Here is a 13,543-nt window from a genome sequence, read left to right as displayed (position 1 = left end):
TGATTTTACTACTGTTTTCAAAGTTGACTAAATTCTTTTAGTCGGTTTACAGCTTGGGAGAATTGTAGTACAAAACGTCAAGTTTGTCCAATTTTTTCAGTTGAAATTTCAAACGACTTTTAAATCCTTCCCAATCTTTTTTCTCTGCTTGCGACCATCCTATTTCGGCATAAGCCAAAAGACGAGGAAAAACCATGTACTCAATATCTTTTGTAGTTTCTATTGTTTCTGTCCATAATGGAGCTTCAATGCCTATGATCTGATCATCTGTGATGTCTTGAACATAGTTAGAAGGATCCCAATTGTAAGCGTCATCTAATTCTATATATCCGGCCCACTTTAAACCTAGTTTCGTTATAGAGTCATATTTCATGTCCATATACATCTTGCTCGCTGGCGAAAAAAGTAATTTGTTGCCCTTTGCGGTAGCGCCTTTTGCATTTTCTTCGCTTGCCCAGAATTGTGCTACGGTATTACTATCAATAGAAGCCAATTGCACTTCATCCCAACCTATCATGGTTTTATTGTACTTGCTAACGATCTTTTGCACGCTGTCAACAAATTTGATATAGTCTTTTTCTTCAGTAGCATGAGATTCGTCGCCACCTGCGTGAAAATACTTCCCAGGCGTTATTGCGCTAATCTCTCTTACAACATCATCGATAAACTTATAAGTAACAGGCTTGTCTACGCAAAAGCTGCTAAAACCTACTTCAATACCTGTATAAAGCTCTGTGGCTTTATCATCACAGTTTAACTCGGTATAAGAAGCCAGTGCCGCATTAGTATGACCTGGCATATCAATTTCTGGAACCACAGTGATATATCTTTCAGCTGCATATGCTACGATCTCCTTATAATCCTCTTGTGTGTAGAAACCGCCTTCTCCACCACCTACTTCTGTACTTCCACCCACTTTAGTAAGCTCTGGCCAGGATTTGATCTCAATACGCCAACCTTGATCATCACTTAGGTGTAAATGCAAGTGATTAAATTTATATGGAGTTAAAAGATCTATATAATGTTTTACTTGGTCTACCGTAAAAAAATGTCTAGATACATCCAGCATACTACCTCTGTAATCAAATCTAGGCTTGTCATTTATCTCACCAGCACCTACGGCCCATCTCTCATTATCCTTTGTGCCATCAAGTAATTGTATCAAAGTTTGGATTCCAAAGAAGACTCCTGCTTCACTAGGGCTAGAAATTTCAATATTCTCTGAGCTTATTTCTATTGTATATGCTTCCGCGGAAGCGAATGCCGCATCATCTTTTAGCTGTAGCGAAATAGTATTCTTAGATTCTTCGCTGCTTTCTTTTGGCGAAAGCCCAGTTCTGCTATTAATCGCTTTTGCAAGATAATCTGAAACAAATGCTAATGATTCATCACTGGATACGATTGAAACTTCTTCGTTTACCTCAAAATAGCCGTTGCCTTGATTTACCTCAACAGGTGCAGGAATTAAACTAGCTTCTGAGAGTTTAATGAATGGCGGTGGAGTTTTTGATTCGCCGCAACTTACAAAAACGAATAAAAAAGAAAGAAAAATGAGTCTTAAGGGTTTAAGTACATTTTTTTGGGAAAGGTTGATCATGGCAGATGCATTTTTAATAAAACGTTTAAATATCTGAAAAATCTATTAATGAATAGGAATTATGGCTTGTGATTTTAAAATAGAAGCAAAAAAAAAACGGGGCCTAAGCCCCGTTTTCCAACTTTCAAAAATTAATCTGCTATAATTAATATTGTGGATTTTGTGTAAGCACATTTTGACTAAGATCTATTGCATCCTGAGGGATAGGTAAGATCTTCATATGCGCTTGAAAAGATTTAGTCTTAGGACCAAAGTTTGAAATTGTTCTAGTTTCGTCTTGCACGTATTCGTTAAGAACTTGAGATGCTACACCCCAACGCGCAAGGTCAAAGAATCTATGACCTTCCATAGCTAGCTCAAGTCTTCTCTCAAAACGTACAGCTTTGCGAGCATACTCAACGCTTCCGAATGATGGATATGGCTCTACATCATAATTTGCTGCAGGTCCTGAACCGTCTTCTGCTTGTTCTGGGGTCATGTTCTTAGCTCTGTTTCTTACTCTGTTCACGTAATTTAGAGCTAATGGTAAATCTGGGTTTGTCTTCTCAACAGCAGCTTCAGCAGCCATTAATAAAACATCAGAGAAACGTATGATGTTATAGTTCACACCAGAGTGTTGCTGTCCCCAGCCACCTGTACCCATGTTAGCTCCTTCGCCAGCATAGTAAATGTTCTTTTTAGGTAAATAAGGTCCTGAGATATCAGAAAAACCAACTCTCACCCAATCTTTACCTGGGTTTTCACCAAAGTTATTATAGTCAATACCACGGCGTCCTACAGTATAGTCAACACGAGGATCTAAAGGATCACTTTCAATTGTGAAAGACTCATCGCTATTAATTCCGTAATCATTCGCTACATCACTGTCTCCAAAAGTATCCAGTAGAGGAAGTCCGCTACCATCCACTTGGAAAGCGTTAACTAAGTTTTGAGTAGGAACATAAAAACCACAACAAGAGTTGAAAGGTCCTCCACCAGGGAAGTTAAGTGTTCCACCTACGTTACCGTTAAAAGATTGTGCATCATCAGCAGCAAATTGAATCGCAAATATTGATTCTGGACTATTTTCACCTGCAAGGGTAAAATTGTCTACAAATTCTGCATTAAGTGAATATGGTCCTTGATCGATCACTGTTTGAAGTAAAGTCAAGGCTTCACCATATTCTCCTTGGTATAGATGAACTTTACCCTTCATTGACATTGCCGCCCATGAAGTAGCTCTACCAGGCAGGTCTTGAGCTGCAGGAAGATTGTCAATTGCAAATTGAAAATCTGCTTCTATCTGATCCCAGATAGGTCCAGGATTAGGTTGGTTAAACTCAGTGTTTACATAGTTATCTTCAGAGATATAAGGAACATTACCCCATATTTTCTGAAGTTCAAAATTGAAGAAACCTCTTAAGAATCTTGCTTCAGCAAGCTTCGCAGAAAAATCATCTCCTTCTAGTGAAGCGATCAAAGAAATAACAGCATTAGATCTGTTTACACCTGCAAACAATGCTGACCATCTACCTAGGAAGTATTCATTGTTAGTTTGCCAGTCATATGTTTCAACTTGGAAGAGTGGCAACTGGTCACCATCTGTACTTCCTTTATGTGCATCGTCTGATATTACATCAAACCACCAGTTGTCGCTACTTACTGCAAAACCATTACCCGAAAGGTCATTTCTTTGCCCATCAAGTACTGAATATGCAGCTGTAAGTTTAAGGTCTACACCCTGAGCATTCGCTAATTGATCGTTGCTCAGTGTGCCTAGGGGTGTAAGTTCTGTGAATTCCTCACCACATGAAACTGTCAAGCCCAGGATACCGGTTAAAAGGTAAATAAACTTCTTTTTCATTTTTTTAAAATTTTAGGTTTACACCAATTGTATATACTTGTGCCAATGGGTAAACATTGTCATCAATACCAATTTCTAAGTTGTTTGGAGTTCCATCATTATTTAGACGCGGTCTGATCTCTGGATCAAATCCTGTGTAATCTGTGATCGTAAATATGTTAGTACCTTGAAGGTAAACTCTAAGGTTAGATAACCCTAAAGTGTCTAACATGTCTTTAGAGAAATTATATCCTACCTGAAGGTTTTTAAGTCTTAAATAAGATCCATCTTCTACGAAATAAGTGTTAGGTCCTGCCTCATTGTTTGTGATAACACTGCTTAATTGAGGTAGAGATGCTCCTGTATTAGTAGGGGTCCATGAATCTAAAACTCTTACACTTCTATTTCCATTAAAGAAAGTAGGGAAGTCTGTATAGATCTTCTCATAGTTATAGATATCGTTACCCTGAGAACCTTGGAAGAATGCCGAAATATCAAATCCTTTATATTCAGCATTAAGATTCATACCGTAAGTAAAGTCGGGGTGAGGAGAACCTATGAAAGTTCTATCATCTGCATCTATATTTTCATCACCATCTATATTACGGTATCTAAATCTACCTACACCATCGGCTGGACTACCAAAACCTTGATCTGGAGCACTTGCAACTTCTTCTTCAGACTGGAAGATGCCTTCTACAACATAACCATAGAATGAAGATATAGGCTGACCTACTTGTGTGCGAGTTAGGTTACCAACTCTTGATGCTCCGTTAGAATAGAATGCACTGATCAGATCAGTTACCTCATTTTTATACTGAGATATATTAGCATTGATTCCATAGCTTAAACCATATTTAGTCGTGTGGTTATAACCAATTGTAAAGTCAAAACCTGTATTTTCTACAGCACCAAGGTTTCTAAAAGGAGCGAAGGCATCAATTGCAGTTGTACTGATCAAGCTATTATCTCTTGATATAAGGCCATCAGTCTTGATCTTAAAGAATTCTAGCCCTATCGAAAGATCGCTATCAAAAAGATCTGCTTCAACACCAAAGTTTGTAGTTTGGCTAGTTTCCCAACGAATATTAGGGTTACCTACTTGATTAAGCGCAGCACCTACTGAAATTCCTGAGTTTCCATTAAAAACGTAGTATGAGTTAGACTCATTAAGGCTAGAAAGATCAGTTTGTGGATATGCGATAGGTAATGTTTGGTTACCTAGCTCACCATAAGATGCTTTAAACTTTAATCTATTTACAACTCCGTCTGATGGGAAGAAATTTTCTTTACTTACAACCCAACCAGCACTTACAGAAGGGAAAACATCGCTCTTGTTTTCTCCAACAAAGCGTGAAGACTTATCACGACGCAGAGTACCTGTAACAAAATATTTGCCAGCATAGTCATAGTTTACGGTACCAAAGATTGAATAAAGCGTAGAAAGTGATTCAGACGCATAGCTTACTACTGCAGCTCCAGCACCATTGCTTAGGTTATAATAGTTAGGATCTTCAAAAAGATAGTCATTACGGAAGATATCCTTTCCTTTAAAATGTTGGTTTAAGGCTTCAACACCCACAAGGGCATTTAAGTTATGATCGCCAAATGTTCTCTGGAAATTCAAGGTGTTGTTCCATAGCCACTCGTCTCTTACGAAGTCTTGCTCATAAAGTGTGTTTACTGAGCGAGCCTCACTGTGCTCTGGGTTTACAGCAAGAAATCTTCTGTCATTATAGTTACGAATATCTGCAGCAAGGTTAGTTTTGATAGTTAAACCATCAATGATCTCGTAAGATGCGTAAACATCTCCAAAAACTCTAAAAGAGTGGCGATAATCATCTCTTGCTCTAATAAGGTTTGCAACTGGGTTTGTAGGGTTTGATAATCCAGCTGCTGCTGTATATGTACCCGCAAAATCTCCGTTGTCATCATAAACTGGTACAAGTGGAGAAGATCTTAATGCGTTATCTGTTTCACCACCAGTACGTGTGTCAGAATAAGAGATATTCACGTGCTCTCCTATCTTTAATTTTGAATCAAGAAGTCTAAACTCTGAGTTGATTCTTGAAGTTGCACGCTTATATCCAGTTTCTATCATAATACCATCTCTTTTAAGGTATCCAGCAGAGAAAAGATATTTGCCATTTTCATTACCATTAGATAATGTCATAGACACACTGCTTGTAGGCGCAGTAGTGAAAACTTGGTCTAACCAATTTGTTCCGTTAGGATTTACGGTCACAGGAACACTTACGCCCTGTAGCATATCTGGAACTACAGGATCAGGTCCACTACCATACTGAGGGTGTTGCACTGCAGCACCATCATTTCTTAAACTCTGAAAGATCATCTCACCATGCTGCTGAGCATTCAATAGAGTAGGCAAGTTAGTAGCTGTTGATACACCAGTGTAAGCATCAACAGATATTGTAGCTTTTGCCTGGTTGTAACCTCCAGATTTTGTGGTGATGATAACAACCCCGTTTGATGCTCTTGCACCATAAATAGCAGCAGCACCATCTTTAAGAACGTTCATCTGTGCGATGTCGTTAGGATTGATAGAGTTAAGGATGCTAGGATCATCAGATTGTACCCCGTCAATAATATATAAAGGGTCGTTACTGTTTGTAGAACCAAAACCTCTAATACGTACTACAGGAGTTGATCCTGGGTTACCGTTATTAGTAACTGTAACACCAGTAGCTCTACCTTGTAAAGCTTCTGCAGCACTTACAATAGGTTGTTTTGTTGCTTCCTCAACATCTACAGACGCCACAGAACCTGTAACATCTCCTCTTGTTTGAGCCGCATACCCCAAAACAACTACCTCTTCAAGTGCACTTGCTTCTTCGGCGAGTGATACATTAATTTGTGTTTGAGTGCCTACTGCAACTGTTTTTGTGGTAAAGCCTACGTAGCTGAAAACTAACGACTCGCTTGGCGCGACATCGATAGAGTAATTACCGTCAAAATCAGCGGAGGTACCCCGTGTTGTTCCTTGAACAAGAACATTCACACCTGGGATAGGTGAACCTGACTCATCAGTTATTGTACCGGTTACTGTTTTGGTTTGTCCATAAGACAAGCCAGTAAGCAAAAGGCAAAGAACCAATAAGAATCTTTGAATAGTTAATTGCTTCATGATCAATTTTTAGTTTGCTTGATTGTTTTCGTGAGAGTTAAAAATATGTAAATAAAAGGTTAAAATCCGGTTACTATAACGTTTGAAATTTCGAAATCGATTTCGCAAAAATTGTAATGTTTCAATGTCAAATATTAATCTTTCAAAAAATCATATTGATTTTACGAAACCGTTGTAGTTTTTCTATTGATTTACCGAGATAGGTGAATATTTTCTAACGCTAAAAGGTTTTATAATGCCTAATATTTTCACTAAAAAAAATGTTTTAGCCTCAAAATCAAGCCTTACTAAATCGATTTTACATTTTTTTAAACGTCCATTTTTTTTGTTAATTCTTCTAGCAAACCCAATTTTTGAGTTTGTAGTTGAGTAAGTTTTTTGGCTTAAAGCCAAAAAATAACCGCCTTAATATCTCTTAGAATTATAATCTGAAAGGACAATCTTATCTTTGCGCACTATGAACTTCAATGTAATAATAGTAGGTGGTGGTGCAGCCGGATTTTTTAACGCTATAAATATGGCAAAAATGTGTCCAGATCTTAGCATCGCGATCTTAGAACGTGGTGGTGAGTTTCTTAGCAAAGTGCGTATTTCTGGTGGTGGAAGATGCAATGTCACTCATGCCGAATTTATCCCGAAACCGCTTACTGAGCATTATCCTCGCGGTGAGAAAGAATTGCTTGGGCCTTTTCATAAATTCATGACAGGCGACGTGATGCAATGGTTTGAGGATAGGGGAGTTGATCTTAAGATTGAAGAGGATAATAGAATCTTTCCGGTTTCAGATTCTTCTGAGACGATTATAGATTGTTTTTTGGCAGAAGCCAAAAAATACAATATTAATTTGTTCACAAAAACCGCTATCGCTGAGATTGAACGCAATGAGGATAGATGGTTTTTAAAAAGTAAGACAGAGCATTTTATTTGTGATGATCTTGTGATCTGTACCGGTAGTAATCCTAAAATGTGGAAACTTCTAGAACAGTTGGGTCATAAAACGATCGCTCCGGTTCCTTCGCTTTTTACCTTTAATATTAAAGATAATAGAATTATGGGTCTTCCTGGTGTGGCGACGCAGGGTTCAATTAAGTTATTAGACCTTAATGGTGACGCGCTTCAAATTCCTGGAGCGAATGGTGATGAAAGTTCTGGTCCTATTCTGATAACGCATTGGGGTATAAGTGGGCCGGCGGTTTTAAAACTTTCGGCGATCGCGGCGCGCGTCTTGCATGCAATGGAATATAATTTCTTGGCGCAGGTAAATTGGTTAGATCATTTTAGCTTTAATGAGGCGGTTGAGATCATGAAAGATTTTAAGCTCGCTTCCGCGAAACAAACGGTGATAAAACGCAACCCGTTTGATCTTCCTAAACGCCTGTGGAATAATCTTGTTCTTAGTTCGCAAGTTTCAGAGAATGTGATCTGGGCAGACATAAATAAGCAGCAAATTGAGCATATTGCGCAGAGTTTGACGCAGTGTACTTTTCGCGTAAGCGGTAAAAGCACATTTAAAGATGAGTTTACCACGGCTGGCGGCGTAGATCTGACAGAGGTTGATTTTACCACTTTTGCGAGTAAGATCTGTCCTGATCTGTATTTGGCGGGCGAAGTGCTCAATATTGATGCGGTTACGGGTGGGTTTAATTTTCAAAATGCGTGGACGGGCGGCTATCTCGCCGCAGAAGCTATTGCAAAAAAATATAACGCATGAAAACACACATCGCCTTATTGCGCGGCATTAATGTAAGCGGACAGAAAAAGATCAAAATGGCCGACTTGCGCACGGCGCTTGCAAACGCTGGCCTTACTGATGTTGCGACGTATATACAGAGCGGGAATGTGATTTTTAAGGCTTCCGCCAAAAGTGCTGCGCTGCAAAAATTAATAGCTCAAGTGATCATGAAATCCTTCGGGTTTGAAGTTGAAGTGCTTGTAATTGAGCCAGATTTTATCAAAGAGGTCGTATCTAATAAACCGTATGACGCTACGGGTAAGGAATATTTTATTTTACTTTTTGATGAGCCTTCCGGCGAAAATCTATCAAATTTAAAGGCTATTGATTTCTCTCCAGAAGAGTGGGCCTATGCTCCTGGCTGTATTTATTTGCATTTACCCAATGGTGCCGGAAGAACAAAACTGAGCAATAACTTCTTTGAAAATAAACTGAAAGTAAGAGCAACTACACGCAATTTAAATACCTTAAATAAATTGATCGATCTGGCAGGATCTTAGTTAAGTCTAAGAATTTGAAAAAGGATAAATGCGATAAAGCCTATCCATATAATATAAGGTATAAGTAAAATGCCGGCGATCTTTTCTACGATCGCAAACCATTTAAACGTAAAGATCAGTAGAATAAAAAGTCCTAAACAACAGATCAATCCTAGAATTAGTGATTTTGCTCCAAAGGTCACTAAGAAGAATGTCGCATTAATGATGATCTGAAAAACAAAATGATAAAGCGCTGTTTTTACCCATTTGTGATAAAAACCTTTGTTCCACACAAAACCGGCGGCAACACCCATAGTGATAAAGATAAACAGCCATACCCAAACAAAGAAGTTGTGACTAGGTGTGTAAGACGGCTTGTTGAGATCTGCATACCATGTATTAATACTAGCTTGGTATGAGATATGAGCAAAGAATCCCAGAATGAGGCAAAAGCCTACAGATGTGATGATTCTTAAAATTAATTTGTTGCCCATTCTTTATTATCTAGACTACTAAAATATAAAAAATGCGTTGAGTTCCTGTCTTTGAAAAACTTTTGAACAGGCGAGAATTTAAAATGCTCTTATATTTGCAGCATGATTGAAACTGATTTTTTGCCATTACCACTGGCAACTTTACCCGAAGCAGGATTTACTGAAGCTGAAGCGCCCAGCAATATTGCACTTATAAAATACTGGGGAAAACACGGAACTCAGCTGCCTAAAAACCCATCTATAAGTTTTACACTTGATGCTTGTAATACAAGAACAAAACTGTATTACACAAAGAAGGAAGCTGGTAAACCTGAATTTGATTTTAAAGTTTTTCTAGACGGTGAGCATAAACCTCAGTTTGAACCTAAGATCGCTCAGTTTTTTGAACTTATACAAGACTACGTTCCATTTGTGAAGGAGTATAGTTTTAAGATCGAGACGTCTAATACTTTTCCGCATGGTAGCGGTATTGCCTCTTCTGCAAGTGGGATGTGCGCGCTGGCGTATTGTCTTGTGCAGTTAGAAGCAGAAGTTTCTCAAGAGATGTCTGTTGAGATGATCGAGCAAAAAACTTCGTTTTTGGCACGTTTAGGCAGTGGTAGTGCGTGTCGCAGTGTACGCGGACCGATGATGGTTTGGGGAAAATCAGAGAGTGTAGAAGGAAGTGATGATCTTTACGGGAAGGTTTTTTCTGATGAATTGCATCCTGTTTTTGAGAACTTTCAAGATATCATCTTGCTGGTAGATCAGGGCGAGAAACCTGTGAGCAGCACTGTGGGTCATAACCTGATGAATAATCATCCTTTCGCGGCAGGAAGGTTTGAGCAGGCGCATGAGAATATGCGCGAGATGATCCGTATTCTTAAGGAAGGCGATCTAGAAGGTTTTGTAAAACTTACAGAGAATGAAGCGTTGACACTTCATGCGATGATGATGACGAGCGATCCTTATTTCATTTTAATGAAACCTAATACGCTTAAGATCATTGATGCGATTTGGGAATTCCGTAGAAAGACTGGCGTGCCGGCTTGCTTTACATTAGACGCTGGTGCTAATGTGCATTTACTTTTCCCCGAAAGGGAAAAAGACAAAGTTTTAGAATTTGTTAAGACTAATGTGGTTGCTTACTGTCAACAAGGACGTTATATTTGTGATAGCGTGGGCAGCGGAGTGAAAAAACCGTAACTTTGCAACCGCCTGATAATTATAGTATGAAAGGACCTTTATTTTATTCTAAAATCCTACTCTTTGGTGAATATGGTATCATCAAGGACTCTAAGGGCTTATCTATACCTTATAACTTCTATAAGGGTGCACTTAAAGTAGAAAAAGATCTGGATGAAAAGGCAAAAAGGTCTAATCAAAATTTAAAGGCTTACGCTACTTATCTTGAGAAACTTCAGGAAGAAGAGCCAGAACTGGTGACTTTTGATATCGCACGTCTTAAGGCAGATATCGAGAGCGGAATGTACTTTGACAGTACCATACCAGAAGGTTATGGCGTGGGAAGTAGCGGTGCTCTTGTAGCTTCTATCTACGATAAATATGCTACAGATAAGATCACGATCTTAGAAAATCTTACCAGAGAAAAACTGCTAGAACTGAAAAAGATCTTTGGGCAGATGGAATCCTTTTTTCATGGTAAATCCTCTGGTCTTGATCCATTAAATAGTTATCTAAGCCTGCCTATTCTTATCAATAGTAAAGACAATATTGAGCCTGCAGGTATTCCTTCTCAAACGCCAGATGGCAAAGGAGCTGTTTTTCTTTTAGATAGTGGTATCATAGGTGAAACTGCACCTATGGTTAACATTTTCATGGAAAACATGAAGCAAGAAGGTTTCCGTAATATGCTGAAAGATCAGTTTATTAAACATACAGATGCTTGTGTTGACGACTTTTTAAAAGGTGATGTGAAGTCGCTTTTTAAGAATGTGAAGGTGTTGTCTAAAACAGTTTTAAGCAACTTCAAGCCGATGATCCCTGCAAAATTTCATGAACTTTGGCAAAACGGTCTTGAAAGTAATGATTATTACTTGAAGCTTTGTGGTTCTGGAGGCGGCGGTTATATCTTAGGCTTTACAGAAAACATTGATAAAGCGCGCGAAGCTCTTAAAGAGCATAAACTAGAGGTGGTCTACAGCTTCTAGAAACGCTTTCTTAATCTTGCGGTCATGGCCCTCATCAGCCGAAAAAACAGACTATTATTACTCAAATTCCTGAGTTTATTCTCAGTGGTACGTGGTTATAATATTCTCATTATTGTGATCGCTCAGTATCTTACATCTATTTACATCTTAGCACCAGATCTTCCGGTTAAGGATGTGCTTTTTGATCCCAATCTTTTTCTTTTGATCCTAGCATCTTCAATGGTGATCGCTGGCGGATATATCATAAATAGTTTTTATGATAGTGAGAAGGATTTGATCAATAGACCCACAAAAACTAAACTTGATCATTTAATAAGTCAGAAGAAGATCTTAGCACTATATTTTGTGCTTAATTTCTTGTCAGTAATCGTGGCGAGTTATGTATCGTTTAGAGCGGTTTTGTTTTTCTCTATCTACATTTTTGGCATTTGGTTTTACAGTCATAAGCTTAAGAAAATCCCGTTGCTGGGTAACATAACCTCAGCGATTTTATCTATCACTCCGTTTTTTGTGGTTTTTATCTATTATGGCAATTTTCAGCAGGTGATCTTTGTGCACGCCATGTTCTTGTTTTTAATACTCTCAATGCGAGAGATCATTAAAGATCTAGAGAATATTAAAGGCGATCTTGCGCTTAATTATAGAACGATACCTGTAGTCTGGGGAGAAAAATGGGCAAAATTAAATATCACAGGATTGTTACTTCTCACAGCAGTGCCCATCTACTTATTGGTGAATTATTATGATGTGGGGCACATGATCTACTATTTTTATCTGAGTATAATTCTCCTAGTAGTCTTTCTGTTTATGGTGTGGAAATCTCGAGAAAAACTACATTATCTCGTGTTGCACAACATTTTAAAATTCATCATCGTTTTCGGCGTTTTTTGTATTCTTTTCATTGATATGGATACGGTGATCAATAGGATTTTTTAAGTTTTTTGGCTTGAAGCCAAAAAATAAATCACGCAACTTATTGTATTTAAGAGGTTAATATATTTATTGATGCGTTTTTACTTTGATAAAAAATACCAAAATCAATTCAGTACCTTTGCAAAAAATTAAAAGACGCCATGAGCAGACATCAAGGGAGTAAAAGAGGAGGAAAATCTTCTGGTAGAGGATTTAAAAATAAGCGTAGCGAGAGTCAAAGCAGAGGGAATGCTCCAGTGAAAAAAGCTGCTGCAAATAGCAGCCGTGGTGAAACTAAAGCAGAGAACAAAGGCGGGATACGTCTTAATAAATATATCGCAAATAGTGGTATTTGCTCTCGTCGTGAGGCAGATCTTTATATTTCTACAGGTCAGGTTACTGTAAACGGTAAGGTGATCAATGAGATGGGGTATAAAGTAAATCTTACTGATGATGTTCGTTTTGACGGTAGAAGGATCAATCCAGAACCTATGAGTTATGTGTTACTTAATAAGCCTAAGGGTTTTGCAACTACTACAAGTAATGCAAAGGGAATGACCGTTATGGATCTTGTGGCAAATGCTACAACGGCAGCTATCAAGCCCGTGGGAAGATTGGGTCGCAACGCTACTGGTCTTTTACTTTTTACAAACGATACTCAGCTTACAAATAAGCTTCTGAATTCTAAAGCTGGTTTACCTAGACTTTTTCATGTAGGTCTTGATAAAAACCTTAAAGGTGATGATCTTGATAAAATTAAAGCTGGTTTTAATCTTGAAGGTAAGGATATCATTGTTGACGAAATAAGCTACGTAGACGGTGCGCCACATACAGAGGTGGGCTTGCGTATTAAAAACACCGGTAACGGAATCATAAGACAGATTTTTGAGCACTTCAATTATCAAGTAGTGCGTGTAGATTGTGTTACTATGGGTAATCTTACTAAAAAAGATCTTCCACGTGGTAAGTATCGCATCCTTACGCAACTAGAGATCAATACTCTTAAAATGCTCTAGAAAATTTTTTCTAGGGTATTGCATATTAATTTTTTTTATCTCTCATTTGTGGTGTAATTATAGCTTTCGCGAAAGCGGAATAGATAAATGACCAAAACACCTCAAAATATAGGCTTTATGCCCTTCTTTAACTCAATCCTGAGTTGAAAAAATCGTCGCATCCATACACGAAGGTTTGCGACTTCTTGATTGATTT

General features: G+C 38.2%; 10 protein-coding genes. 6 read left to right on the top strand and 4 right to left on the bottom strand.

Annotation, left to right across the window (positions count from 1 at the left end; genetic code table 11):
• Positions 1-46: 46 nt before the first annotated feature.
• From ACZ5L8_RS11435 to ACZ5L8_RS11425, 3 genes are all read right to left on the bottom strand, one after another.
• A complete protein-coding gene (locus ACZ5L8_RS11435) occupies positions 47-1,597 on the bottom strand; it encodes a beta-N-acetylhexosaminidase (protein ID WP_464437606.1) in 1,551 nt (516 codons plus the stop codon).
• Between the two features lie 145 nt (positions 1,598-1,742).
• Entirely contained in the window at positions 1,743-3,440 is a 1,698-nt protein-coding gene (locus ACZ5L8_RS11430) for a RagB/SusD family nutrient uptake outer membrane protein (protein ID WP_464437604.1), read from the bottom strand.
• 4 nt (positions 3,441-3,444) lie between these two features.
• Entirely contained in the window at positions 3,445-6,564 is a 3,120-nt protein-coding gene (locus ACZ5L8_RS11425) for a SusC/RagA family TonB-linked outer membrane protein (RefSeq protein WP_464437602.1), read from the bottom strand.
• 457 nt (positions 6,565-7,021) lie between these two features.
• Between ACZ5L8_RS11425 and ACZ5L8_RS11420 the strand changes: the two genes are divergently transcribed.
• Together ACZ5L8_RS11420 and ACZ5L8_RS11415 are read left to right on the top strand one after the other, a co-directional pair.
• On the top strand, positions 7,022-8,275 hold the full coding sequence (locus ACZ5L8_RS11420) for a BaiN/RdsA family NAD(P)/FAD-dependent oxidoreductase (protein WP_464437599.1): 1,254 nt from the start codon (positions 7,022-7,024) through the stop codon (positions 8,273-8,275).
• Positions 8,272-8,796 carry a DUF1697 domain-containing protein gene (locus ACZ5L8_RS11415; protein ID WP_464437597.1) on the top strand — a complete coding sequence of 175 codons (525 nt, stop codon included), beginning with the start codon at positions 8,272-8,274 and terminating at the stop codon, positions 8,794-8,796. The genes ACZ5L8_RS11420 and ACZ5L8_RS11415 overlap by 4 nt, the downstream gene beginning before the upstream one ends.
• Here the strand turns inward: ACZ5L8_RS11415 and ACZ5L8_RS11410 are convergent.
• Positions 8,793-9,269, bottom strand: a complete 477-nt coding sequence (locus tag ACZ5L8_RS11410) for a TspO/MBR family protein (RefSeq protein ID WP_462597198.1) — start codon at positions 9,267-9,269, stop codon at positions 8,793-8,795. The two genes, ACZ5L8_RS11415 and ACZ5L8_RS11410, sit on opposite strands and share 4 nt — an antisense overlap.
• A gap of 102 nt (positions 9,270-9,371) precedes the next feature.
• On the opposite strand from ACZ5L8_RS11410, the gene mvaD reads away from it, so the two are divergent.
• The 4 genes from mvaD to ACZ5L8_RS11390 all read left to right on the top strand — a co-directional run bounded on the left by mvaD (position 9,372) and on the right by ACZ5L8_RS11390 (position 13,347).
• Positions 9,372-10,454 (top strand): diphosphomevalonate decarboxylase, encoded by a 1,083-nt coding sequence (mvaD, locus tag ACZ5L8_RS11405; protein WP_464437595.1) that lies wholly within the window; start codon positions 9,372-9,374, stop codon positions 10,452-10,454.
• 26 nt (positions 10,455-10,480) lie between these two features.
• A complete protein-coding gene (locus ACZ5L8_RS11400; RefSeq protein WP_464437592.1) occupies positions 10,481-11,419 on the top strand; it encodes a mevalonate kinase family protein in 939 nt (312 codons plus the stop codon).
• Between the two features lie 24 nt (positions 11,420-11,443).
• On the top strand, positions 11,444-12,355 hold the full coding sequence (locus ACZ5L8_RS11395; RefSeq protein WP_464437590.1) for a geranylgeranylglycerol-phosphate geranylgeranyltransferase: 912 nt from the start codon (positions 11,444-11,446) through the stop codon (positions 12,353-12,355).
• Positions 12,356-12,492: 137 nt separating this feature from the next.
• The gene (locus tag ACZ5L8_RS11390) at positions 12,493-13,347 is read left to right on the top strand and encodes a pseudouridine synthase (RefSeq protein ID WP_464437588.1); all 855 of its coding nucleotides are present in this window, start codon (positions 12,493-12,495) and stop codon (positions 13,345-13,347) included.
• Positions 13,348-13,543 lie beyond the last annotated feature (196 nt).

The organism is Leeuwenhoekiella obamensis (assembly GCF_055391795.1).
The sequence above is the reverse complement of the archived record's forward strand: the minus strand, read 5'-3'. Positions and strand labels throughout refer to the sequence as shown.